At 66.7% G+C, this 25041-nt stretch carries 20 protein-coding genes and 1 tRNA gene; 8 read left to right on the top strand and 13 right to left on the bottom strand.

The annotated features are described in order from the left end of the window. Nucleotides 1–15: 15 nt before the first annotated feature. Together E1H18_RS13675 and E1H18_RS13670 are read right to left on the bottom strand one after the other, a co-directional pair. A complete protein-coding gene (locus E1H18_RS13675) occupies nt 16–2952 on the bottom strand; it encodes a TonB-dependent receptor (RefSeq protein WP_172269224.1) in 2937 nt (978 codons plus the stop codon). Between the two features lie 120 nt (nt 2953–3072). Further along, on the bottom strand, nt 3073–6270 hold the full coding sequence (locus E1H18_RS13670) for a glycosyl hydrolase (protein ID WP_172269221.1): 3198 nt from the start codon (nt 6268–6270) through the stop codon (nt 3073–3075). Nucleotides 6271–6421: 151 nt separating this feature from the next. On the opposite strand from E1H18_RS13670, the gene E1H18_RS13665 reads away from it, so the two are divergent. Further along, entirely contained in the window at nt 6422–7798 is a 1377-nt protein-coding gene (locus E1H18_RS13665; RefSeq protein ID WP_172269218.1) for a DUF4861 family protein, read from the top strand. On the opposite strand, the gene E1H18_RS13660 is transcribed toward E1H18_RS13665, so the two are convergent. Genes E1H18_RS13660 through E1H18_RS13650 form a run of 3 tightly spaced genes read right to left on the bottom strand, consistent with a single transcriptional unit; the run spans nt 7795 to nt 12616 of the window. Further along, a complete protein-coding gene (locus E1H18_RS13660) occupies nt 7795–8499 on the bottom strand; it encodes a LamG domain-containing protein (RefSeq protein WP_172269215.1) in 705 nt (234 codons plus the stop codon). The genes E1H18_RS13665 and E1H18_RS13660 overlap by 4 nt on opposite strands. 10 nt (nt 8500–8509) lie before the next feature. Continuing rightward, a complete protein-coding gene (locus tag E1H18_RS13655; protein WP_172269212.1) occupies nt 8510–9610 on the bottom strand; it encodes a pectinesterase family protein in 1101 nt (366 codons plus the stop codon). A 60-nt stretch (nt 9611–9670) separates the two neighbouring features. Continuing rightward, nucleotides 9671–12616, bottom strand: a complete 2946-nt coding sequence (locus tag E1H18_RS13650; RefSeq protein WP_172269209.1) for a TonB-dependent receptor — start codon at nt 12614–12616, stop codon at nt 9671–9673. Nucleotides 12617–12931: 315 nt separating this feature from the next. Between E1H18_RS13650 and E1H18_RS13645 the strand changes: the two genes are divergently transcribed. Beyond that, nucleotides 12932–14047, top strand: coding sequence for an exo-alpha-sialidase (locus E1H18_RS13645; protein WP_172269206.1), 1116 nt, complete (start codon nt 12932–12934; stop codon nt 14045–14047). 21 nt (nt 14048–14068) lie between these two features. On the opposite strand, the gene E1H18_RS13640 is transcribed toward E1H18_RS13645, so the two are convergent. From E1H18_RS13640 to E1H18_RS13610, 7 genes are all read right to left on the bottom strand, one after another. Then, nucleotides 14069–14153: transfer RNA gene (locus tag E1H18_RS13640), tRNA-Leu, on the bottom strand. Nucleotides 14154–14226: 73 nt separating this feature from the next. Next, nucleotides 14227–14772, bottom strand: a complete 546-nt coding sequence (locus E1H18_RS13635) for a MarR family winged helix-turn-helix transcriptional regulator (RefSeq protein WP_172269203.1) — start codon at nt 14770–14772, stop codon at nt 14227–14229. Nucleotides 14773–15008: 236 nt separating this feature from the next. Further along, on the bottom strand, nt 15009–15785 hold the full coding sequence (locus E1H18_RS27185) for a hypothetical protein (protein ID WP_172269200.1): 777 nt from the start codon (nt 15783–15785) through the stop codon (nt 15009–15011). A gap of 88 nt (nt 15786–15873) precedes the next feature. Next, entirely contained in the window at nt 15874–16116 is a 243-nt protein-coding gene (locus tag E1H18_RS13625; RefSeq protein ID WP_172269197.1) for a hypothetical protein, read from the bottom strand. A 33-nt stretch (nt 16117–16149) separates the two neighbouring features. Next, entirely contained in the window at nt 16150–16398 is a 249-nt protein-coding gene (locus tag E1H18_RS13620; protein ID WP_172269194.1) for a DUF3297 family protein, read from the bottom strand. 197 nt (nt 16399–16595) lie between these two features. Beyond that, complete coding sequence (locus E1H18_RS13615; protein WP_370526501.1) at nt 16596–17066, bottom strand: EF-hand domain-containing protein; 471 nt, start codon at nt 17064–17066, stop codon at nt 16596–16598. 14 nt (nt 17067–17080) lie between these two features. Then, nucleotides 17081–17866 carry a DUF4198 domain-containing protein gene (locus E1H18_RS13610; RefSeq protein ID WP_172269188.1) on the bottom strand — a complete coding sequence of 262 codons (786 nt, stop codon included), beginning with the start codon at nt 17864–17866 and terminating at the stop codon, nt 17081–17083. Nucleotides 17867–18016: 150 nt separating this feature from the next. On the opposite strand from E1H18_RS13610, the gene E1H18_RS13605 reads away from it, so the two are divergent. The 6 genes from E1H18_RS13605 to E1H18_RS13580 all read left to right on the top strand — a co-directional run bounded on the left by E1H18_RS13605 (nt 18017) and on the right by E1H18_RS13580 (nt 24639). After that, nucleotides 18017–20248, top strand: coding sequence for a TonB-dependent hemoglobin/transferrin/lactoferrin family receptor (locus E1H18_RS13605; protein WP_172269185.1), 2232 nt, complete (start codon nt 18017–18019; stop codon nt 20246–20248). Nucleotides 20249–20462: 214 nt separating this feature from the next. After that, the gene (locus tag E1H18_RS13600) at nt 20463–21068 is read left to right on the top strand and encodes a YqaA family protein (protein WP_172269182.1); all 606 of its coding nucleotides are present in this window, start codon (nt 20463–20465) and stop codon (nt 21066–21068) included. Continuing rightward, nucleotides 21065–21613: a disulfide bond formation protein B gene (locus E1H18_RS13595; RefSeq protein WP_172269179.1), complete on the top strand. Its 549-nt coding sequence runs from the start codon at nt 21065–21067 to the stop codon at nt 21611–21613. The genes E1H18_RS13600 and E1H18_RS13595 overlap by 4 nt, the downstream gene beginning before the upstream one ends. Beyond that, nucleotides 21610–22170 (top strand): demethoxyubiquinone hydroxylase family protein, encoded by a 561-nt coding sequence (locus E1H18_RS13590; protein ID WP_172269176.1) that lies wholly within the window; start codon nt 21610–21612, stop codon nt 22168–22170. Before E1H18_RS13595 ends, E1H18_RS13590 begins: the two co-directional genes overlap by 4 nt. A gap of 77 nt (nt 22171–22247) precedes the next feature. After that, entirely contained in the window at nt 22248–24050 is a 1803-nt protein-coding gene (locus E1H18_RS13585; RefSeq protein WP_172269173.1) for a M1 family metallopeptidase, read from the top strand. A 79-nt stretch (nt 24051–24129) separates the two neighbouring features. Then, entirely contained in the window at nt 24130–24639 is a 510-nt protein-coding gene (locus E1H18_RS13580) for a VanZ family protein (RefSeq protein WP_172269170.1), read from the top strand. Here the strand turns inward: E1H18_RS13580 and E1H18_RS13575 are convergent. Further along, nucleotides 24632–24910: a hypothetical protein gene (locus E1H18_RS13575; RefSeq protein WP_172269167.1), complete on the bottom strand. Its 279-nt coding sequence runs from the start codon at nt 24908–24910 to the stop codon at nt 24632–24634. The two genes, E1H18_RS13580 and E1H18_RS13575, sit on opposite strands and share 8 nt — an antisense overlap. Nucleotides 24911–25041: the final 131 nt, after the last annotated feature.

The following is a 25041-nucleotide window of genomic DNA, read 5'->3' as shown; positions in this document are numbered from 1 at the left end:
CTAAAAGTCGTCAGATCAGTAGGTGTAGCGGACGCCCATGAAGAACTGGCGGCCGGCGACCCGGTAGTTCTCGAAACGCTGGGCCTTGGAGTCGATGTACGAGATGTCCTTCTCGTTGGAGAGGTTCAGCGCTTCCAGGCTGACCGTCAGCCTGTCGTTGATCTTGTACGAGGTCGAAGCGTCGAAGAACGTCGTCGACAGCGTGCCCTGGACGTCCTGGTTGTAGCGGCCCGGGACGGCGGTCAGGTACTTGTCGCGATAGTTCACCGACACGCGGGCCTGCAGCGGGCCGCGCTCGTAGTACAGCGTGGCGTTGGCCGCGTGCTTGGACAGGTTCAACAGCGGCGCATTGATGGCGCGATAGGTCGCCGGGTTCGGGTCGACGATGTAGTCGATGCTGGAGTCGACATAGGTGTAGTTGGCCAGGATGCCGAAGCCGCGGAACATGTCGGGCAGGAAGTCCAGCGGCTGCTGGTAGTTCAGCTCGACGCCCTTCAGCGGACCGCCGTCGGTGTTGACGACGTTGGTGACGCTGAACTCGTCGTTGGCGTTGACGCCGGTGCCGTCCAGCAGCGACGTCGGCAGGCCGGTCGCCGAGTACGGCATGATGCGCGTCAGGGTCTGCACATAGGTGCTGATGTCCTTGTAGAAGACACCGGCTGACAGGATCACGCCCGGCTTGGGATACCACTCGATCGAGGCGTCCAGGGTCTTGGCCCGATAGGGCTCGAGATTGACGTTGCCGGTCGAGACGCTGCGCGAACCACCCGCCACCGAGACGCTGGTCGCCGCCGCCAGGGCCGACAGAGCCGGACGCGCCATCACCTTGGCCGCCGCGAAGCGCAGCAGCAGGTTTTCGGTCGGCTCGACCACCAGGTTCATCGACGGCAGGGTGTCGTCGTACTTGCGCTCGACGGTCGTGTAGACGAAGCCCGAGGCGTTCACCGAGGTCGGAACGTTGGTGTAGAAGCTGGAGGTCTGCTGGGTCTGGACGTGGCGCACGCCCACGTCGCCGCGCACCCGCCAACCGCCGACGTCATAGTCGAAGTTGGCCATGACGTAGCCGGTCTTGTTCTCTTCCTGCACCTCGCGGTTCTCGCCGCGCACGCTGGCCACGGTCTGCGACAGGGCCGTGCGGCCAGTGTTGCCGTAGATGTTGTAGGCGGCGGCGAAGGCGTCGATGTTCGGCGTCGTCCAGCAGGTCGGCGTCGGCGACGGCACGTTCATCTTGCCCAGGCCGCAGAACTGTTCGGTCAGGCTCTGGATGGTGTAGCCGGACGGAATGGCCGGGAAGTTCGCCTCGCCCAGCGCGTAGCGATAGGACTGGGCCGAGAAGTCGTACTGCTTCCAGTTGGCGCCGGCCTTCAGGGTCAGGTTGTCGTTCAGAGCGTACTTACCGTTGATCTGGACGGTCTTGTACTTGTTGTCGGTGTAGTTCGGACGCAGGCGGATCTCGGGGCCCGTCGGGCCGGTGCCGCCCGGCTGGGTCACGGTCGGGCCGAAGTACCACAGGGCCGGATTGGTGACGTCGAAGCCGAAGTTGATCGCCGGACGGTATTGGCCGTTCGGACGGGTGTCGACCGAATAGCCATCGACATTGAAGCGGTCGATCTGGGTCGAGATGTCGTTGAAGTTGTCGAAGTCCGAGAACGAATAGCCGGCGACGCCGTCGATGCTGAACTTGTCGCTGAACTTGTGCTCGGCCGTCAGGGTCCATTGGCCGAAGTCGGTCGAGAACTCGTCGCGGTTATGCTCCGAGCGCATGTCGACGTTGTCGAACAGGCCGTAGACCATGGTGTTGTTGCTATCCAGGATCATGTCCCGGACCAGCATTTCGGGCTTGCCGCCCTGCGAGGCGCCGCGGCTGAAGCCGATGGCCTCGATGGGCCAGTCGTCGCGGCTGACCTTGTAGCGCGAGAACAGCCCGTCCAGCGTGACCTTGGTGTCGTCGGACGGCGCCCACTGCAGTGAGCTGGTCAGACCCAGGCGCTCGGTGCGGCCCAGGCCCTGCACGTAGCGCATGAAGCGCGGATAGTAGGTGTTGGCCGAGCTGGCCAGGTTATAGAGCTCGGTGGCGCGCGGCAGCTCGGCGGCCGAGACATCGCAGATGCCGCCGGTGCCCGACGTCGGGCGGCACCAGCCGCCGTCGCTGGGACCGTTGGTCCACAGGCCCGAGCTGGACTGCTGGAAGTTCACGGCCGTCTTCGAATAGGCCACCGAGAACAGCGCGCCCAGCTTGTCGTCGGCAAAGGTGTTGCTGACCAGCAGCGCCATGCGCGGGCGGGTCTTCTCGGTCTGGGTGTTGTAGCCAGCCTGGGCCGAGGCGGCGAGTTTGAAACCCTTGTAATCGAACGGGTGGCCGGTCACGAGATCGACCGTCGCGCCCAGCGAGCCTTCTTCCGTATCGGCCGACGGCGTCTTGCGCACGTCGATGCGGTTGAAGAGCTCCGAGGCGAAGACGTTGAAGTCGAAGCCGCGGCCGCGGTTGGCGCCGTTGTAGCCGTCGGTCGAGGCCTGGGCCTCCATGCCGTTGATGCGCACGCGGGTGAAGTCGGGACCCAGACCGCGGACCGACAGGGCCCGGCCCTCGCCCTGGTCGCGGCTGATGGCGACGCCGGGGATCCGCTGGATCGACTCTGCGAGGTTGTTGTCAGGGAACTTGGCGATGTCCTCGGCCAGGATCGAGTCGACCACGCCGGTGTTGGTGCGCTTCAGCTCCAGCGCGCGCTGCAGGCTGTTGCGGAAGCCGGTGACCACCACCTCGGTGACGGCGGTGTCGTCGGCTTGCTCGGCCGCTTGGGCAAGACCGGCGGCGGCGCCTGCGGCAACCGGGGCGGCGACGCCGCCCGACGTGGCGATCGCCTCATCGGCGTGGGCGACCCCGCCCAGCGCCGCCAACAGCGCGAAGCCCGACACACTGACGGCCAAGCGCCGTTGAATCCCTTGGATCATCTCGTTTCCCCTCAAGGCCCAGCCACAAGCGGGCCGGCGCGTTCTGGCGCGCTTCTGAATGAGCGCATGAGGTGATCATTATACCAGTTGAGTGTCTTGGCAAGATGGTCCGGAAACCGGTTACCGAGTTTCGGTCCTTTTCAGCGTTACCGGTCCCAACAAACCGGACGTCATCAGCGGATCAGAGGCCTTGAACGGTTGAATCGGCGCGAAGGTCAGCGGTTTCGCGCCTGGCTGCTGGTCGCCGATCATCCGGTTGGCCCAGAAGTTGACGACACGGACACTCAGCGTGTTTCGGCCCGGCTTGAGGGCTTCGGTGACGTCCACGGCATAGGGCGGCTTCCACTGCACCGGCAGCGTCTTGCCGTTCAGGGTGACGGTGGCGAACTCGCGGACCTCGCCCAGATCGAGGGTCATGGCCTGACCCTTCTTCAGCCACTGTCGCGGCACGTCCAGCGTCGTCTCATAGGTCGCCGCGCCGGAGTAGTAGCGCACGCCGGGGTCGGCGCTTTCGTTCAGCGGAACCAGGCGCTCCATGGTCACCGGCTCGGTCGGCGCGCCCCAACCGGGCTCGAACTTGACCTTCCAGAGGGTCTCGACGGTGCGCAGGATCGTCTCGTTCGCGGCTGCGGCGGCCGGCCGTGAGGTCGCCTGCGACGGCGTGCGGAAGACCACGAACACCGACTCGTAGGGGGCCAGGTTCAGCGTCACCTCGGTGCGACCGTCCCTCTGGACGTAGCCCGCCGGCTCGGTCTTGGCCGTGTCGGCGCGCCACAGGTCCGGCGCCTTGCCGGTGACCCGGAACGACGGCGAGACGGCCAGCGGCTTGTCGGTGGTGTTGTTGACGAAGAACAGCTCGCCGTCGTCCAGCACCCGCTGGGTCCAGACGAAGTTGCTTCCCATCCCCTCCCCCTGAACGGTCGGCGTTGCGCGGCCGCTAAGGGCGACCTCGACCGAGCCGGTGCGGATCGGGCCAGCCCACAGCTTGTCGACCAGCTTCGCCCATTCGGCCTCGGCTTCGGCGCCGCCTGACAGGGTGGGCGAGGCCTTGGGTCGTTCGGCGACGATCAGCGCGCCGGCCGCCGCCAGAGCGTCCAGCTTGCGCAGCACGGGCAGGCTCAAGCGCTGCACGGCCGGGGGAATGACCAGCACGGCATAGCTCGCCCCCGAGGGCAGCGCGACGCGGCCGTCCTTGACGGCCAGGCGCTCGACCAGGCTGTCGGCGTCCAGATAGTCGAAGTCGTAGCCCGCCGGGATGGCCGGCTTGCCGCCCTCGGCATAGGGCAAACCGTTGGCCGCGCCTTCGCCCTGGAACCAGGCGATGTCGGCGCCGGCCCGGCCCTGGCGCAGCATCCAGGCGCTGCGGGCCAGATAGTCGGTCCAGGCCCGCATCTCGCCCTCGGCCCACGTCTCGTTGCGAGAAATGTGCTGGCCGTACTGGCGCAGGGTCATGCCCGGCTTGCGGTCGGTGAACGGCTGGTGGGCCGAGGTGTGCAGGATGAAGTGGTTGATCCCCTCGGCCATGTAGCGGTCGAAGATCCGCTTGTGCTGCCACGGCCCCGTGCGCCAGGGGTCCTCACCCATGGTGGTCAGGCTCTCGGCGGCGACGACCGGCTTGCCATAGACGTGGGCGGCCGAGGCGGCCTCGCGGACGTCGGCGACATGGGCGGCGGGCGGCGGCTTGTCGGCCGGATAGACCCAGAACTCGCCCATCGGCACGTCGACCTGGCCCTTGGCCCGCAGGCCATCGGCGATGGTCGGCAGATCGACGCCCGGAGCCTCGGCCTCGTAGCGCATGCCCTGGGCCTTCAGGATGGCGTTGATCTGGGCGAAGTGGTGCTCGGTCAGCATGTCCGCCAAAGTCTGGCGGTAGTCGGCCAGGAAGCGGTCGGAGGCCTGCGCGCTCTGCACCACCCGGCCGGCCAGCACGGGCAGCCAGGGCGTCAGCGCATAGCCGCGGCGAGCGGCGAATTCGGCGGCCATGGCCTCGGTCCAGTTGGCCTGGCCGGCTTCCCAGCTGTCGGTGATGACGTAGTTGAGACCGCCCTCGCCCAGCTGCGCCTTCAGCGGCTCCAGCAGGCCGCGCATATGGGCGCGAACATGCTCGGCGTTGTACTTGTCGACCTCCAGGCCCAGGCTCTCGGGCGCGGCCGGCGTGTCGCGACGGCCGGTCAACGACCAGCCATAGCGCACGACGCGCCAGCGGCCGGCTTCCGGCGGCGTCCAGTCCAGGGTCCCGTCAGCCTTCAGGCGGCTGGTCAGGTCCAGCACCTTGTCCGGCGCGATGGCGGCGTCGGTCGCCGGGGTCTGCGCGGCCCAAGCGTCGACGAGGACACCCCAGCCGGCCTTTTCCTGGAAGCGATCGACGCGGGCGTCGGCGTGGATCGCGAACTCGGTCAGCGCCGTCGCCTTGGCGTCCTTGGTCAGGCGCAGGCGGAAGACCTTGGCGGTCGTCTTCGGGAACGCGAAGGTGCGCACCGGCAGGCCCTGGCGCACGTCGCCCGGCAAGGTCGCCAGGGTGCGGAAGGTCACGCCATCGTCGCTGGCCTCGACCACGCCGTCAGGCATGGCGCCGTCCACCGACACCGTCACGGCGCGGGCGGCCACCGGCTTGGCGTAGCGCAGCAGCACCCAGCCGTCGCCAGCCAGCGGCTGGCCAGCCGAAACGGCATAAGCCCCATCAGCGAGGCGGGCCGCATCCACGGGGCCAGCGTTGGAAGTGACCTCGGTCGGCGCGACGATCGTCTCGGCCTCGCGCCAAGCGACCACCGCCACGTCGTTGTAGAGCCTGGGCTCGGCGAAGCGCGCGCCAATCGGCATGTCCTGGAACGGCCCGCTGATCCCCGGCGGCGGCGCCAGCGCAATCGGGCCCTTGCCGGAGACGACCGTCTCGCTCCAGACCAGCTTCTTCATGCCCTCCTGGGGCTTGACCCAAGGACCGCCGGTCTCGCTCCAGCCGCCGCCGGCCTGCATGCCGAACTGCAGGCCCAGCCGCTTGGCCTCCGATACGGCATAGCCGACCGTCTCCTTCCACTCTGGCGTGCCGTAGCCAATGCGCGTCTTTACGTACTGCGGCACCGGCGGAGTGTTGAAGCCGACGTCGAACAGGATCGCCCCGCCGACGCCCGCGCGCTTCATCCATTCCAGATCGAGGTGAACGCCCTCGCGGGAGACGTTGCCGTTGATCCACTGCCAGAAGACGTGCGGCCGGGTCTCGGCCGGCGGGGTCTGGAAGCCGTCGCGCATGGCGTCGGCAGCAAGCGCGGCATGGCTGACGCCGAGGGCCAGGATCAAACTCAACGCGATCGGGCGCTTCACCACGCGCTTCTCCCCTATTTTTGGTAGCGCTCCCTAGCGCCTGCTCCACCATAGCGTCCGTAACGGAAATCGGAAGCTGGTATAATGAGCATACAGACTTGCATTCCCCGCTTCCGCGACCTCTGATGCGCCAAAAGTGAGGGAGATGCGTATGAAGGCCCGTCGACTGCTTGCCGTTTCGGCCCTGCCCCTGATGCTCGCGGGGGTCGCTCAGGCATCTGACTCGCCCTGGTACACCCAGGGGACCTTCGCCCCTAGTGAACGCATCGCGATCACGCTCGTCAATGACTTGGACGAGGATCGTGTCGGCAGCCCCGTCATCCTGACGCCCGAGCAACTGCCGATGCTACGCGGCATTCAGGCCCTGACCATCACCCTCGTCGACCCGGCCGGCCAGCCCCGCCCCGCTCCCGACCACGAACGCCAGGCCACCGACGGCCCGCACGGCCGCCTGGCCGAGACCAACGGTCGCTCGTTCGACTATCAGCTGGACGACCTGGACGCCGACGGCCTGTGGGACGAGCTGTTCCTGCAGGTCGACCTCAAGGCCCGCGAGACCAAGACGATCTACATCTATCGCGGCTTCCAGCAGCGCGGCTGGAACCCCCACCGCACCCATGCCGGCATCGGCAGCTACATGCGCCACACCGTGCCCTTCTGGGAGTCGGAGGCCGTCGGCTGGAAGCTGTGGTTCCCGACCGACGCCGACGTTTACGGAAAGCGCGCGCCGATGCTGATGTCGCCGCGCCTGTATGGCGAGAACCTGGACGGCTACGCGGTGTCGCGCATCGACCCGAAGCTGGGCTCAGACATCATGTCGGTGGACGACACCTTCGGCGGCGGCGGCATCGGCGTGTTCGACGACCCGGCCAAGCCGAACGCCATCTCGCGCCCGCGCTTTACTCCGACCTCGGATCAGGAGAACCGCTTCAACGGCAACGGCCTGACCGACACCCGCTACGCCTTCGAGGTCGTCACAAACGGCCCTCTGCGCAGCATGATCCGCGTCAAGACCATGAACTGGGACAGCGGTCGCGGCCGCTACGAAGTCGAGCAGCTGTACACCGCCTTCGCCGGCCAGAACTATTCCACCGGCCGCGTGACCTTCAAGACTTTCTCACCCAAGGCGAAGGGCGCGACGTGGGCCGCCGGCATCCGCAAGCATGCGCCGGAAGAGATCCTCTATCAGCAGGGCGGCGTGGCCATCACCGGCGGCAGCGAGCTGGTGCGCAATCCCGACGACAAGGAAGCGGTGCAGAACGGCTTCAAGATCGACTATGCCGGCTCGGCCATCGTCGTGCGCGACGCCTACAAGCCGACCTACGTCTCCAGCGACGAGCGCCAGGGCAACCACGTCTTCAAGGTCGCCCCGACGGCGGACGGCAAGTTCGAATACATGCTCGCCGCCGCCTGGAGCGAGGGCCCCAGCCTGAAGATGGCGGGTGAATTCAAGGACTACGTGATCAAGGCCGCCCGCGAGTACAATGCGCCGGTGCGACTGGGCGGTCTGCGCGAGGAGAAGCGCTAGCCCATCCGCTGCAGCTGGTCGGCCGCAAGACCGCGGGGCGTGAAGCGCGCCTCGCGGATCGCGCCCTTGAAGTAGTCGACCTTGTTCATGCGCGCGCCGACCGAGGAGCGGCCTGCCCCCTGCGGTTTGTAGTCGATCTCGGCTTCACCCTGCAGCACGCCATCGACAAAGGCGCGATAGGTCTTGCCGTCAAAGCTCTGGGCCACCCAGTACCAACGGCCGACCGGGAACAGCTTGTTCTCGAACAGCAGGGTGTGCTTGTAGCCCGGCCCCGTGGCGAAAGCGTCCAGACACCACTGGTTCTCGATCACCCGGATCTCGAACAGGATGCGCGTCGTCGAGGGCTCGCCGCCGGCGGGCTCCTCGTTGAGGTGGAACCAGCGTTGGGCGAAGACGCCGCCATCGGGACGGAACAGCGCCTCGAACGTGAACTGCTCCCAGCCGGCCAGAGGATGGCGGTCGATCACCAGGCGGTCGTCGACGCCGTCGAACTGCACGGCCTGACCGAACGGACTGGCCACAAGTTGCGGATCGCCCTCGACCGTGGTCGCCGCGCCGCCGATGCCGGACAGGCGGTCGAAAGTCCAGACGATCTGGTTCTTGCCCGTACGCTCGCGGCCGCTGCCGGCCAGGGCCTCGTTGGCCAGCAGGCTCCCAGCCGCCGCGGCTCCACCGATCAGGATCTCGCGCCGTCCGAACATCGTCCTACTCCTACGCCGGATTCCAGCCCGAAAGCAGGCTGGGGATCGTGTACTTCCGCGCCTGGTTCGCCGTCAGCTGCCGGCGACGCTCCGAAGGCTTGCCCGCCCCAGGACCCCGGCTCGCATATTCGAACAGACGCGCGTCCTCGGGCTGGTACATGGCCCGGCGGCCGCCTTTCAAGTTGTAGTGCATCGGATACCAGGCTTCGGGCACAATGTGGCGGTCCATCCAGCAGCGTATGAAGGCCGTGTGGCCCACCGCGTCGGGATTGCCATAGCGGCCGTCGGGGAAGGTCATGGTGTGCCGCCAGGGCCGCCCCAGCGCCATGGTGTGGTCGGGCATGTCGCCGTCACGGGTCAGGCGGCAATCCAGGAACACCAGGCCATAGGGCTGTTTGCGGTTCGTATCCGGCGCAGCGATGAAGCCATGGAAATCCTTCCCCGGCCGCGTGCGCGAGCGGATCTCGCAACGGTCGAACACAGCGACGCCCATGCCGTAGATGAAGTCGACGCAGCCGCTGACATAGCAGCGGCGGAACAGGCTCCGACCAGCGTCGGTGAACAGGGTGTCCTGCCAGCCGGTCAGGGCGACGTCCTCGAAATAGGCCTTGTCCGAGCCCTTCCCCAATTTCAACGCCGTAGCCTGGGCCCCGCTGGCGCCGGTGCGGTCGTAGTCGACCTCGGCCGGCATATTGCCCGGATAGTCGAAGTCGTTGGCGATGGTCAGGCGGTGCGCCTGGAAACCCGGGGCCAGGACGGTGACCGTGGCGATTTCGGACGGGCCGCCCGGACGATTGCGGCCGGCGGCGTACTCGTTGAACACGATGACACTGGCCCCCTGCCCCTCGCCCACCAGATGGACGTTCGGCCGGGTCACCGTGACCTGCTCGCGCCAGGTCCCCTTCGGCACAAGTATGCGGAACGCCTTGCCGCTGTCGGCAGGCGCGGCTTCGAGCGCGGCGGCCAAGGTCGGGAAATGTCGTGTCGCGCGGCGATCAGGCCCTGCCGACAGGACGGCGTCGAAACGCTGAGTCGCCGCCAGGGCCGGCGCGGCGGCCAGGCCGGCGAAACCGCCCATCACGACGGCGCGGCGATCGGGAAGTCTGGGCATGAAGGACGCCTGAAAGCGGAAGCGGCGCGGCTCTCGAAAGAACCGCGCCGCGCCTTGGTCTTAGTAGGTGTAGCGGAAGCCGAGGAAGAACTCGCGGCCCGTCTCGTGGTAGAACGACACCAGCTGGCTGCTGTCGTAGTACTGGTCCTGAACCTCGTTGGTCAGGTTCACCGCCTCGAAGGTGAAGGCCAGGTTCTTGCTCCAGTTGTAGGTGACCGAAGCGTCGAAGTTCAGCGTGCCCTTGGTGCCCTCGACGTCCGAGCCGTTGCGGCCCGGGATCTGGGTCAGATACTTGCTGCGATAGGCGGCCGACACGCGGCTGCTCAGCTTCGGGGTCTCGTAGTAGAGCGTGGCGTTGTAGCTGGTCTTCGACAGGTTGGTCAGCGGGCCGACGGCCGTGATCGCCCCGGTCGAGGACAGATAGGTCACCTCAGACTTCACATAGGTGAAGTTGCCCAGGAAGCCGAACTTGTCGAACGGCCCCGGCAGGAAGGTGAAGGGCTGCTGATAGTTCAGCTCGAAGCCCTTCAGCGGACCGCCGGGCGTGTTGACCGAGGTCGAGAACTGCCAGACCGGCAGGCCCGGCGAGCAGCCCGGCGTGGTGCCGCAAGCCGCAACCGCCGCGCTGTCGGGCAGGCCGAACGGGTTCTGATCGAAGGTCGACAGCGGCGAGGTGTAGCTCTGCACGAAGGTCGAGATGTCCTTGTAGAAGAACGCCGCCGACAGCAGGGCCCCGGGCTGGAAGTACCACTCGATGGCCGCGTCCGCGGTCTTGGCGCGGAACGGGTCCAGGAACGGGTTGCCCGAGGTCACGGTCTTGTTGCTGCCCGTGCCGATGTTCACGCCGGGGGTCAGCGAGCCCAGGTTCGGGCGCGACATCACCTTGGCGGCGCCGAAGCGCAGGAGCAGGTCCTCGGCTGGCTCGATCACCAGGTTCATGGCCGGCAGGAAGTCGTTGTAGCTGCGCGTCGCCATCGTGGCCGAGATGGTCTGATAGTTCACGCCGTTCACGGTCGAGGGCACCACGCCGTAACCCAGGGCCTTCTGGCGGGTCTGGACGTAGCGCGCGCCGATGTCGCCGCGCACCGGCACGCCGCCGACGTCGAAGTTGAAGTCGCCCTGGACGTAGCCCGTCGTGTCCCACTCATCGATCGTGTAGTTGCTGCCCAGGCTGGCTTCGCGGCCCAGGTTGTAGAGGCCGCAGCCGCTGCTGAAGCAGGTGGTCGCGAACGGGCTGACCCACACCGTGCCCGGCGTAGTGGTGACCGCCTTGCCGTAGTTGGGATCGTTCATCTTCAGGGCGCTGAGCGCCTTGTTCAGGTCCGGCGTGATCCACGAGCCGGCGTTGCCCGACGGGATCGACAGGCTCTTGGTGAAGTCGATGGTCTCTGCGTAGCTGCTGCGCGCAATGCCCCGCAGTTCGGCCGACGAGATCGGGTTGATGTTGGCCGAGGTGCCGTTGGTGCGCGAGAAGGCCGCGCTCTCGATCTGGTAGGCCTTGTAGGCCAGGCCGCCCTTGATCTTGAAGGCGTCGCTGAGGTCGTAGGCCAGGTCGAACTGAGCGGTCTTGTAGCTGTTGTCGACGAAGCCCTGAGCCATTCGGATCTCGGCCAGGGTCCAGGCGTCGGCGTTCTTCAGGTCGCCGGTGCCGTAGGTGATGACCGGGTAGGTGTCGCCACGGCTATAGTCCCAGGTGTAGCCCTGCACATTGTACTGGTCCCACTGGACCGTGTTCTGCACCGGGTTGGAGAAGGTCGACTTCGAGAAGCCCAGCACGCCCTTGGCCCGGAACTTGTCGGTGAACTCATGGTCGCCAGCCAGGGTGAACTGGCGGAACTCGGTCTTCAGCTTGTCGTGGCGCTGCTCGGTCTTCAGATCGATGTTGTTGAACGTCCCCTTGGTCATGACCGGGAAGTTCGCGCGCGGCGTGGCGATCGTGTAGTCGAGGATGTCGACCTGGTTGATGCCGCAGGTGACCGGCGAGGTCGCCGTACAGGCGCCGGCGGTCTGAGGCGTGAAGGTCTCCAGGAAGTCTTCGTTCCGCTCGCCCTTGAAGTTGGCGTACAGCATGTCGAACGAGACGTTGGTCTTGTCGGTCGGGCGCCATTGCAGCGCGCCGGTCGCGCCCAGGCGGTCCTGCTGGGTCTTGTACCAGTCGAAGCGCGGGATACGCGGGTGGACGGCGGCGTTGGCCTCGGCGCAGGCGGCGGCGTTGGTGGCGCAGGTCACGCCCCGCACGCTGCGGAAGCCCGGCGCGGTGGCCGTGCCCGTCTGCCAACGCACCGTGCTGGTGCCTTGGTCGAGCAGATTGCGCTTTGAATAGGCCACCGAGAACAGAGCGCCGATGGTGTCGTCGCGCCAGGTGTTGGAGATCAGGGCGGCGACGCGCGGCGAGGCTTTCTCGGCCTGATCGTTGTAGCCCATCTTGCCCGAGACGGCGAAGTTGAAGCCCGGCTTGTCGAACGGATGCGCGGTGTTCAGGTCGACGGTCGCGCCCAGCGAGCCCTCTTCCGTCTCGGCCGAGGCGGTCTTCTGCACCGTGATGCGGTTGAAGAGATCCGAAGCGAAGACGTTGAAGTCGAACGAGCGGCTGCGGTTGGTGCCGCCCGAGGCGTCGGTGCCGCCCGACGTCGTCAAGGCTTCCATGCCGTTGATGCGCACGCGGGTGAACTGGCCGCCCAGGCCGCGGACCGAGATCTGGCGGCCTTCGCCGGCGTCACGCGAGATGGCGACGCCCGGGATGCGCTGAATGGATTCGGACAGGTTCAGGTCCGGGAACTTGGCCATGTCTTCGGCGTAGATCGCGTCGACCGCCGCGGCTGACTGGCGCTTGACGTTCAGGGCCTGGGCCAAGCTGTTGCGGAAGCCGGTGACCACCACCTCTTCGACGGCGGAGTCCTCGACCTGTTGCGCATGGGCGACGCCGGTCATGCCGGCGACCATCAGGCAGGCGGCCGTGCCGCTCAGCAGGCGTGCGCGCAGGCGCAGACGATTGGATGAAGTCATCTTCGTTCCCTCCCAGGATTTAAGCACTCTGACGGTGTTCTTGGATGACACCGGTATCATTGTTCATCCATGCTGAGGCGGGTTGCGGCGTTTTTCAAGCTGAAACCTGCACAGCAAGCCCTTAGGGGAACCCGCAACAGCGGATGACCCAAGGGCAAGTGCAGCAAAGCATTTGTAGACGCTCGGTTTTTTTGTCCTCACCGCCTCGACGCCCTGCGACATCCTGACCTAGGCGCCAAGCGCCGTTACCGATACCAGAGGCGTTCAGAGCTCGCGTCAGACGGGCCGCAATCCCAAGGATTCAGAGGAAAACCCATGGCCAGCCCCTCCTCGCTCGCGCGTCGCTCTGTCCTGACGCTGACCGCCTGCGTCGCGATTTTCGCCGTCTCGCCGGCCGCCGCCGACTCCCCAGCAAGCGCATCCGACGCGATCCTGGCCAAGGGACCGGCCTATGTGAACGCCCCCTATCCGCAATCGCACGCCTCGACGATCGTCGAGACCACCGCCGGCACGATCGCCGCGGCCTGGTTCGGCGGCACGCACGAACGCAATCCCGACGTCGGCATCTGGTTCGCCCGGATGGTCGACGGTCAGTGGCAGACGGCTCGCGAGCTGGCCAACGGCGTCCAGGCCAGCGGCCCGCGCCTGCCGACCTGGAACCCCGTGTTGTTCCAGGCCCCGAAAGGCGAGCTCTTCCTGTTCTACAAGGTCGGGCCCAGCCCGCAGGACTGGTGGGGCATGGTCATGACCTCCAAGGACGACGGCAAGACCTGGGGCAAGCCCATCCGGCTGCCCGACGGCATCCTGGGCCCGATCAAGAACAAGCCGGTCGTTCTGGCCGACGGGACCTGGCTGTCGCCGGTCAGCGTCGAGGAGTCCGAGGGCGTCAGCCAAGCCGACGGCGGCGGCTGGAGCCTCTATTTCGAGCGCAGCGAAGACGGCGGCAAGACCTGGAGCAAAACCGGCCTGGTCCCCTCCCCGCTGAAGATCGACGCCATCCAGCCCAGTATCCTGTTCCATCCGAGCGGCGTGCTCGAGGCCGTGGCCCGCACCCGCCAAGGGGCGCTGGCTCAGACTTGGTCGAAAGACAACGGCAAGACCTGGAGCCCGATCGCCACCATCGACCTGCCCAATCCGAACTCGGGTACGGACGCCGTCACCCTGGCCGATGGCCGTCAACTGATGGTCTACAACCACGCGGGCCAGTATCCGGACAAGCCGGGCAAGGGCCCGCGCGTGCCGCTGAACCTGGCGATCTCCGGCGACGGGATCGCCTGGCGCGAGGTGCTCACCCTGGAGACCGAACCCGTCCCCGACGGCTACGCCTACCCCGCCATCATTCAGGCCCGCGACGGCAAGGTGCACATCACCTACACGGTGAACCGCCGCGGCATCCGCCACGTGGTGGTGGATCCGGGAAAGCTGAAGTAGCTCAGCCGAAAAAATGGAAGTTGGTGCGGGCGGTCGGAATCGAACCGACACTCCTTTCGGAACCGGATTTTGAGTCCGGCGCGTCTACCAGTTTCACCACGCCCGCATCGCTTCGCGCTGCCGCGAAGGGTGGCCTTCCTAGCAGGCGTCGCAAGCGAACGCCAGCCTCGGAAAGGCGCTCATTCGACCTCGAGCGAGCCTTCGGGAGAACCGTCGGCGCGGGGACTGATCGTCTCGCCGCCGGCCAGCTCGATGGCCTTGTTCTGCAGGTGGTCGAGCAGACGCTTGAAGGTCGCCACCTCGCTGGGCGCCAGGCCGGCCAGCAGGGTCGCCTCATAGGCCAGGGCCAGCGGGGCGATCTCGGCGAACAGGCGACGGCCCGCGGCGGTCAGTTCCAGGGTGTGCGAACGGCGATCCGAGCGCACGGTGGTGCGGGCCACCAGGCGGCGCACGACCAGTTCCTGCGCAGCCCGGCTGACCCGGACCTTGTCCATGGCCGTACGGGTGACAGCAGTGTGCTGGGTCTGCCCCCCCTCGGCCAGCACCGACATCAGCCGCCACTGCGGGATGGTCAGGCCGAAGCGGTCTTCATAGGCGCGGGCGATCAGCCGGCTGACCGCCGCCGAGGCCGTGGCCAGGCGATAAGGGACGTAGTCCTTGAGGCTGACGCCGGTTTCGGGCGTTTCGGATGCGCCAGACGTGATCGTGGAGACCGTCGCGGTCATGCCCTTCCTTTCGTTCCCCCCGGCGTGGCCGCCTTCGAGGAGCGGCCTTCGCCAGTCCGTTGCACTTGGCCGGAACCCTGTCGGCCGGATCAGTGCGCGTCTTGATGTGAGCATGCACGCTTCGAGCCTCAACGCCCCGTTGCGTTCGCTCGAACGAAGGATCAGTTTCGCACGCCGCTTGGGCAGAGAATAGCCGTCTCGCCTTCCTGAACGGCGTTCCTGTGCGCCGGAGCAGGTCAGTCGTGCCGCGAAGTCCCCGTTTTGGGCTTTGGCAGGGGCTGAGTTTCCGTCAGCGCGTCGCGGCAGGCCTTGAGCGTCGCCAGCGTCTCAGGCTGGTTCCAGGCGTCTGAGAACGCCGCCACGGCCAAACGCAGGTTCTGCGTAAAGGCCTTGTGGTCCATGGCCTTGGGCTTCTTGCCATGGCCGTGGTCGTCGGCGCCGTGATCGCTCTTTTCCTTCGCGAACAGCACGGTCTGCGAGCCCACGATCGTGACGTTGCGGCTCAGGACCTCGACACCGCCGCGTCCTTTGTCGTGCGGCTTGCCGTGCTCAGGGCTCAGCGAATCGCCCTTGGGCTTGTGTCCGTGCCCGTCGCCGTGATCGTCGTGATGCTCGTCATGGCCATGGTCGTCATGCCCATGCGCATCATGGCCTTCGGGATTGGGGACTTCCCCAACGACAGCCAGCTGAAGCACCTGGAAGGTGTCGGCGCAAAGCTCGCCGAACCTTAAGAGCGGGCCGATGCGCCGGGTCAGTTCGGCGATCAGGTCCAGCGTCTTGACCAGCAACTCGCCCGAGTGAGCGCTGCTGGCCTCCTTGCACTTGTCCTGGATGGCCTTGTGGATGGTCTCGGGGACCTTGCTGTCGTCGCCGCTCTTCCTCTTGGCGACGGTCAGGCGGCCTGCATAGAAGGCCAGGGCGGCGATGGCCAGGCACGCCAGGATCAGGGCGAACCACAGAGTGGGGTCGTAGACCGGCACAGGCTGGTCGACCGGAAATTCTGATTGATACACGCCGATCCCCCTTGGCCCACATCATGCGCCGGAGACCGGCGCGCATCATGGTTAACGCAACGGCGTTATTTATGCACGGCCAAGGTGATCAGGCGGGGCGAGAAATCACGTTCGTGACACGAACGCCCTGGTCGTAGCGGGACGGACCGCCATAGACGGCGACCTCGCAGAGGATGTCGCCGCCCTCTTCCGAGACCCAGATATAGCCGCGCTCGACCTCGACATAGCGGCCGGCCGGCGAGATGCCTTCGAACGTGTCGCCCCAGGGCACGATGCCCTTCAGGTCCTGCCAGCGCAGGGTCATGGCGCGCGAAAGCTCGTCGCGCGCCATGGCTTCCAGGTCCGGATCGTTCGCGGACAGGGCTCAGCCCTCGGCGGTGTCGCGGAAGTAGGCTTCGACGTCGCCCTGCAGCTTGATCGTCATGGCGTTGCCCTTGCGGTCCAAGGTCTTGCCAGCGGCGACGCGCACCCAGCGCTCGCTGATGCAGTATTCCTCGACATTGGTCTTCTCGACGCCCTTGAAGCGGATGCCGATGCCGCGCTCCAGCAGGTCGGCGTCGTAGTGCGGGCTGTCGGGATTGACGGAGAGGCGGTCGGGAGGCGTGTCGCTCATGGTCTTCTGGCTTTCGTCTGGACCGCAGGGGCCCATGTCGTGATGTCTTGGCCGGCGGTGATAGCTACGAAACGCCGAAAGTCAAAATCGGGCACAGAAAAGGGGCGCTGGCGGTCGCCCGCCAACGCCCCTTCCCCACCATGATCCCGCGCCCGGCCGCAGGATGGGAGCCAGGCGCGAGGTCAAAGAAAGACGGATCAGTCTTCCTGCTTTTCCTTGACCGGGTCGGCGGCCGAGACCGTGCCGTCCTTGTTGGTGTCGTGGACGTTGAACATCCGCCAGCCCGAGTAATCGAACTCGGCCTTGGTGATGCCGCCGCTCTTGTCGCTGTCCAGGACGTGGAAGCGGACGACCGTCTGGCGCATCTGGCGCTCACGCTCTTCCTGCTTCTTCTCGTCGGTCCGGTCCGAGGCCTTCAGGCGCTCTTCCAGGCGCGCCTTGAACTCGTTCACGTACTCGGCTTCCGACAGCACGCCGTTCTTGTCGGCGTCGATCTTGGCGAACTGGATAGCGCGGGTCGCGGCGAACTCGTCCTTGGTGACGACGCCGTCGCCGTTCTGGTCCTGCTCCTTGATGAAGGTGTCGCGGGCGTGCGAGGCGGCGTGGGCCACGCCGGCGACGGCCGAAGCGGCCAGGACGGCGGCGGCGAGAATGTTGCGGGTCTTCATGGCGGGTCTCGCGATCAACGGAGGGATTCGAAGGTCAGGGCGTAGGTGTAGCTGAAGCCCGGTTGGCCGGCGGCCGCAGGACCCAAGCGATAGCGGGTCTGGATGTGGTAGAGGCCCGAGTGGTCCGGCTTCACGGCGAAGCGGCCCTTGGCGTCGCTGGTCACGGTCTTGGGCGCGGGCTTGGCGTCGGCGTAGCGGTCCGCGGCGGGCACGAACTCGATCACCTGGTTGGCCACCGGCTTGCCGTCGAACAGCACCTCGAACACGGCGTCCTGGCCAGTGACGATCTTGCTGGGGTGAGTCACAGCCTTGAACTCGATGCCCTTGCCGGTCGCGGCCAGGGCCGCATCGCTGGGCGCGCCGCGGGTGACGTAGACCTCGGCGGTCGTCAGGCTCTGCATGTCGATGGCGTCAGCCGGGGCCTTGGAGCCCTCGAAGAACTCCCACTGCCCCTTGACCAAGGCGGCCTTGGCGGTGCGGCCGCCGCGCTGGCCGGTGGTGATGCGATAGGTGCCGGGCTTCTCGGTCGCGACCTCGAACACCGCCAGCTGGCGCAGATAGGTCGGGGCGATGGCCGTGCGCACGCCGTCTGGGCCGACAACCGCATAGGCGTCGGACTTCATCACCACCTCGGGCGTGAAGAAGTCCTCGGTGAAGGCGCCCTCCACCGTCACGATCTTGCGGTCGGAGGCGTCGAACACGGTCGGCAGCAGGTACGGCGAGTGCGCCTGGGCGGCCGGCGCCGCCAGGCTGAGCAGGAGCGCGCCGCCCAGCAGGCCGGCGCGGAAGGATCGGATCATCGGGAACACCCCAGGCGCCGCTCCAATCGCGGCGAGGCCCGGCATATTGCGATTACTTCTGAGAATCAATTGCAAACGACTTGACCATGGAACCCGCTCGTTTTACGGCCATCGGCATAAGTTGCGAACAATTCGCATGGGGATCTACCGATGTCTCGCCTGAAGCTGGCCGCGCTCGCGGCCGCCTCGACCGCCGCCCTGCTGGCCAGCGCCGCGCATGCCGCCGATGCGGCTCCGAACGCGGACGTGGCCGAGGTCGACAAGGTCACCGTCACCGCCACCCGCTCGGAAAAGACCGTGTCGCAGGCCCCGGTCACCGTCACGGTGATCTCGTCGGAAGACATCGAAGACGGCCTGGTCCGCGACATCAAGGATCTGGTCCGTGACGAGCCCGGCGTGTCGGTCCGCAACGCCCCCGCGCGCTTCACCGCCGCCGGCGCCTCGACGGGCCGCGACGGCAACGCCGGCTTCAACATCCGCGGCCTGGAAGGCAACCGCGTGCTGGTCGTGGTCGATGGCGTGCGCGTGCCCGACGGCTTCGCCTTCGGCGCCCAGTCGACCGGTCGTGGCGACTATGTCGACCTGGACATCCTGAAGTCGGTCGAGATCGTACGCGGTCCGGCCTCGGCCATGTACGGCGCTGATGGCCTGGCCGGCTCGGTCAGCTTCATCACCAAGGACCCGTCGGACATCCTCAAGGCCGGTACGAGCTTCGCCGGCCGCGCCCGCGTGGGCTATGCCTCGGCCGACAAAAGCTGGACGGAAAGCCTGGTCCTGGCCGGCAAGTCCGACCGCTGGGAAGGCATGCTGGCCTATACCCGTCGCGACGGCGAGGGCCAGAAGACCGCCGGCGACAACGACTCGGCCAACACCGACCGCACCACCGCCAACCCCGAGGACAACCAGTCCAACGCCGTGCTGGCTAAGGTCGTCTATAGCCCCAATGACCAGCACCGCTTCCGCCTGACGGCAGAGCATTTCGACCGCGACGTCGACTGGAACGTTTTGAGCGCCATCGCCAAGCCGCCGCTGGCCACGACCAGCGTCATCGGCCTGACCGCCTTCGACAAGATGCGCCGCGACCGCGTGGCGCTAGACCACCGCTTCGACGGCGGCCAGGGCCTGATCAGCGCCGCCCGCACCAGTCTGTACTGGCAGGACAGCACCACCCGCCAGTTCTCGGCCGAGGATCGCAACACCGCCCCCGACCGAACCCGCGACGCTACCTTCGACAACCGCGTCTTCGGCGGCGCGGTCGAGCTGCACAGCCTGTTCGAGGCTGGCGCGGTCAAGCATGAAGTCATCTGGGGCGGCGACGCCTCGATCACCCGCCAGGCAGGCGCCCGCGACGGCACCCAGCCGCCGGCCGGCGAGACCTTCCCGGCCAAGGCGTTCCCGACCACCGACTTCACCCTGGCCGGTCTTTATATCCAGGACGAGATCGCGGCCGGCCCGGTGACCCTCTATCCGGCCGTCCGCCTCGACTACTACAAGCTGGATCCCAAGAGCGATCCGCTGTTCACCACCGCGACCTCGGGCCAGAGCGACACCCACGTGTCGCCGAAGCTGGGCGTGGTGTGGGACGCCACCGAACTGGTCACCCTGTTCGCCAACGTGGCCGCGGGCTTCAAGGCCCCCTCGCCGTCGCAGGTCAACACCGGCTTCGCCAACCCGATCCAGAACTATCGCTCGATCTCGAACCCGGACCTTAAGCCCGAAACCAGCAAGACCCTGGAAGCCGGCTTCCGCCTGCACCGCAACGGCTGGCGCGTGGCCGTCACCGGCTTCACCGGCGAGTACGATGACTTCATCGAGCAGGTGCAGGTGGGCGGCAACATGACGCCGACCAACCCGACCATCTTCCAGTACATCAACCTGTCGGGCGTGAAGATCAGCGGCGCCGAGGCTAAGGGCTCGTTCGACCTGGGCTCGGGCTTCGTGGCCCGCGGCGCGGTGTCCTATGCCCGCGGCGCCTCGCGGATCAACGGCGTCAACACGCCGCTGCTGTCGATCGACCCCGTCAAGCTAACCGGCGGCCTGACCTATCGCGCGCCCTCGAACAAGTTCGGCGGCGACTTCAGCGTCATCCATTCGGCCCGCAAGACCGCCGGTCGCGCCGGCGTCACCTGCCCCGGCGCGACCCAGGGCAGCCCCAGCACCTCGCAGAACTGCTTCATGCCGTCGTCGTTCACCGTCGCCGACCTGACGGCCTGGGTGGCGGTCACCGACTACGCCACCCTGCGGGCCGGCGTCTTCAACCTGACCGACGAGAAGTACTGGTGGTGGGCCGACGTCCGCGGCCTGGCCGACAACTCGGTGGTCAAGGACGGCTACAGCCAGCCGGGCCGCAACTACAGCGTCTCGCTGGCCGTGAAGTTCTAGAGCTCAGGGCCTCTCACCTCCAAAGGGAGGCCTCGGGGCCGGCGCGTGCGGACGGGAAGCCGCACGCGCCGATATCCCACGCACAATCAAGCGACCCTGCCCGCCAAAGGCGAGCAGGGTCGTTTTTGTGTGTTGAAAGCGTGATAGCCGCCGAAAGCGCTTACACTTTCAGCCATCCCGCTTTAGCTACAGGCGTCACCACACCGGAGTCCGCATGCTGCGCCGCCTCTACGACTGGGTCATGGGCCTGGCCGCTTCCCGACATGCCGAGAAGAGCCTGTTCGCGGTCTCCTTTGCGGAGAGTTCGTTCTTCCCGGTGCCGCCGGACGTGATGCTGGCCCCGATGTGCCTGGCCAAGCCGGAAAAGGCCTGGCGCTACGCCTTCATCTGCACGCTGGCCTCGGTGCTGGGCGGGGCCCTGGGCTACGCCATCGGCTTCTTCCTGCAGGACTTTGGCATGTGGATGATGGCCGCGACCGGCCATGCCGGCGGCCTCTCGGAATTCCAGTGCTGGTACGGCAAGTACGGCGTCTGGGTGATCCTGGCCAAGGGCCTGACGCCCATCCCCTACAAGCTGGTGACCATCGCCTCGGGCCTGGCGGCCTTCGCCTTCCCGATGTTCATCATCGCCTCGGTGATCACCCGCGGCGCTCGGTTCTTCCTGGTCGCCTACATCATCAAGAAATTCGGCCCGACCCTGCTGCCGATCGTCGAACGCCGCCTGGCCCTGTTCGCCGGTCTTTTTATCGCCCTCATTGTCATTGGTCTGACGGCTAGCCATTTCCTGGGCGGGAGCAGCGGCGGAGCCTGCGCGGTATGACGAACCAAGAGCCGAAGGCCGGCGCCTTTATTGGCCGGGTCTATGATCTGGTCACCCGCCACTGGCCGCTGATAGCCTTCCTGACCAGCGCCGCCATGCTGGCGGCCGCCCATGCCTTCGAGAAGTTCGGCGGCCTCGCGCCCTGCCACCTCTGCCTGAAGCAGCGTGAAGTCTATTGGGTCGCCGGGACCCTGGCCCTGGCCCTGACGGTCCTGCAGCGCACGCCGCTGTGGACGCGCCTGCGCCTGCCCGCTCAACTGCTGCTCGGCGCGATCTTCCTCTATGGCGCAGGCATGGCGCTCTATCACGCCGGCGCCGAATGGAAGTGGTGGCCAGGTCCCTCGACCTGCTCGGGCGGCGGCTCGGCCAGCGCGGCCAATCTGGAGGCCCTGCTAAAGGGCACGGCCAAGATCCAGCCCCCCGCCTGTGACAAGGCCGCCTGGGTGTTTCTGGGCCTGTCGATGGCCGGCTGGAACGTGCTGATCTCGCTGAAGCTGGCCGTCTGGTCGGCGCTATCGGCCCTGCGCAAGGCGCCCGCGGCATGAGCAAGCCCATCCCGCCCCGCCCTGGCCAGGGCGCCCTGCGCGACCGTCTTGCCGAGATCCTGCGCGTCGACCAGGCTGGCGAGCTGGCCGCCGTGCATATCTATCGCGGCCAAGCGGCCGTCATGCGCGCCAGTCCCGACCGCCAGCGCATCGCCGACCAGCTGACGGAAATGGAGGGCCACGAACAGGTCCACCTGGATCGCTTCAACGCCCTGCTGACCGAACACAAGGTCCGCCCCACCCTGATGTCGCCGCTGTGGCGCGCGGCCGCCTTCGCCCTGGGGGCTGGCACCGCCCTGCTGGGCGACAAGGCCGCTCATGCCTGCACCGAGGCGGTCGAGAACGTCATCGAGAAGCACTATGCCGGACAGATCGACGAGTTGAAGGATCGCGACCCGGTCCTGGCCGCCGAACTGACCCAGTTCCGCGACGACGAACTCTCGCATCGCGACCTGGCCGTCGAGGAAGGCGCGCATGAGGCGCCCGCCTATCCGCTGCTGACGGCGGTGATCCAGGCCGGCTGCCGGACCGCGATCAAGATCAGCGAGAAGATCTGAAGCCAAGCCTTGGCGCCCGCGTTTCGCGGGCCTACGCATGCTTCCCAAACACGCCACGGCGTTGGGGAGTCGCTCACTTGTCCTTCCGTACCCGCACTATCGCCGCCTGCGCGGCGTCGATCCTGGCCCTGTCAGCCGCCCAGGCGAACGCCCAGTCCGCCGCGCCGTCCGCCACCGCCGCCGAGCCGCTGAAGACCAGCGAGCTCAGCCTCGAAACCGGCGGCGCCATGCCCGCCGAGCAGCAGGCCCTGGGCTTCGAACACGCCGACCTGAAGCTGAAGGTCATCCCCGACAAGAAGGCGATCGAGGGCGAAGCCACCCTGACCTTCCTGGCCAAGGCGCCGCTGCGCACGCTGGTGGTCGACTTCGACCGCGTGTTCGCGATCCGCAAGCTGACCATCGACGGCAAGGCGCTGAAGCCGTCGGCCTGGAGCAATCCCGAAGGCCGCATGACCATCACCCTGCCCAAGACCGTGGCCAAGGGCCGCCAGGTCAAGCTGGGCGTGACCTATGACGGCGTCCCGCACGAGGCCAAGCGCGCGCCCTGGGACGGCGGCTTCGTCTGGAGCAAGACCGAGACCGGCGAACCTTGGATCGCCACCGCCGTCCAGGGCGACGGCTGCGACCTCTTCTGGCCCTGCATCGACTATCCGACCGGCGAGCCCAAGCTGGTCGACCTGCACATTACTGTCCCGGCCCCGCTGGTGGCGCCCGCCAACGGCGTCTTCAAGGGCATGACCGAGAAGGACGGCTGGCGCACCTACAACTGGCAGACCAAGAACCCCAACACCTACGCCATCTCGCTGACCGTGGGCCCGTATGTGGAGATCTCGGGGACCTACAAGAGCCGTTTCGGCGACAGCTTCCCGATGAACTACTGGCACCTCAAGGGCCGCGAGGAAAAGGCCAAGGGCCTGTTCGCCCAGTTCGCGCCGATGGTCGACTTCTACGAGGAGATGATCGGCCCCTACCCGTTCCGCGACGAGAAGATGGGCGTGGTCGAGACCCCGCACCTGGGCATGGAGCACCAGACCATCAACGCCTACGGCAACAACTACGGCCAGGACGGCTTCGGCTTCGACTGGCTGCTGCAGCACGAGTTCGCCCACGAGTGGTTCGGCAACCAGCTGAGCAATCTCGACAACGACGACATGTGGCTGCACGAGGGCTACGGCAGCTACATGCAACCGCTGCAGTCGCAGTGGATGCACGGCGACATGGAATACATGGCTCGGCTGAACAGCCAGCGCCAAGGCATCCGCAACAAGTTCCCGATCGTGTCGGGTCGCGCGCTGAAGGAGGACGAGGTCTACAACGCCGATCGCGGCCCCGGGAACGACATCTACGCCAAGGCCTCGAACGTGCTGCACACCCTGCGCACGCTGATCGGCGACGAAGCATTCTTCAAGATCACCCGCATCGCCGTCTACGGCACGCCGGATCCCAAGCCCGGCAACTTCAAGCCGCTGTACCTGAGCACCAAGCAGTACGTGAAGATCGTCAATGACGTGACCGGCAAGGACTACAGCTGGTTCTTCGACGTCTATCTGTACGAAGCCGCCGCGCCGGAGTTGATCGAGGCCCGCGAAGGCGGCGATCTGACGCTGCGCTGGAAGACCCCCAAGGACAAGCCGTTCCCGATGCCCGTGGACGTCAAGGTCGGCGACAAGGTCGTCACCCTGCCGATGGCCGACGGGACCGGTCGCGTGGCCGTTGGCGACACCGTGCCGGTGATCGTCGACCCGGCCTCGAAAGTCCTGCGCCGCCAGCCCTATGTCGAGGCGTTCCAGGCCTGGAAGAAGGCCAAGGACGACGCCGACAAGGCGGCCGCCGAGGCCAAGAAGAAGGCGGAAGCGGAAAAGGCCGAAAAGAAGGGTTAGCGCGCGCTAACCCTGTCCGTTCACGCAATGGCGCGACCTTCGCTTTAAGGACTTCGAGGTCCTCTGGAGGTCGCGTCCCATGTTCAAGCCTGTCCACGTCGTCACCGCCGCACGCATTGCGTTGCTGGTCGGCTCCCTGACCGTGGCGACCCTGGCTTTGGGACCGTTTCAAGGGATCGAGCACGTCATCGGTTTGGGCGACAAGCCCGCCCATGCCGTGGCGTTCGGCGGCCTGCTGGCGATCTCGTTCCTGGCCTTCCCGCGCTTGCGCCGCAATGACCTGACCCTCGCGATCCTGGTGCTGGGCGCGGCGGTGGAGATCGCGCAATTGATGTCCGCCGGCCGAACGCCCAGCCTCATGGACTGGCTCGCCGACGCGGTCGGCGTCGGCATCGTCTATGGCGTGAGCGTGATCGAGACGGTGCGCAAGATGGCGCGCGAGCAAGGCGACATGACCTTCGCGCAGATCGAGGCGACGGATCGTCGTCGCGGCCGTCGCCGCCCCGCCGTCGCCTTCGAACCGGCAACGGTTCAGGCGGTCGCGCCCCGTTTCGCAGAGCGCGCCGCCCGTCGCTTTCCCGTCAGGTAATACGCTTGACGCTGACCGGGTCGCTGCCCGGGAAGCTTTCCTCGAGCCCTTCGTCCAACAGGGCCTCCTGGCGGTTCTCAGACTTTTCGGTCTTTACGGCCAACTGGTCGTGCTTTTCGTTCTCGGCCAAGGGCCGGCGCGCCTCGCGGCTGTGCGGAGCGTCGAAATGCTTGTCTTCCGGACGGATGTCGCCGTCAGCCATGTCGGCTGTCGAGGCGGCGGTGCCGTGGGTGAAGTGACGCTTGTCTTCTTCGTTATGGTGGCGGGGCATATGAACCTCCCGTGGCTTTTGCCTCGGACGTAAAAACCCGCCGGTCTAGGTTCGGGTTGCATGCTCCATCAGATGCTTATCCCGCCTGAAACAATCTTTGAGTCGCCCGGAACCTTGGCCGTGGCAGGGCA

The organism is Caulobacter sp. RHG1, from assembly GCF_013181195.1.
In the GTDB taxonomy this organism is placed as follows: Bacteria; Pseudomonadota; Alphaproteobacteria; order Caulobacterales; family Caulobacteraceae; genus Caulobacter.
The sequence above is the reverse complement of the archived record's forward strand: the minus strand, read 5'-3'. Positions and strand labels throughout refer to the sequence as shown.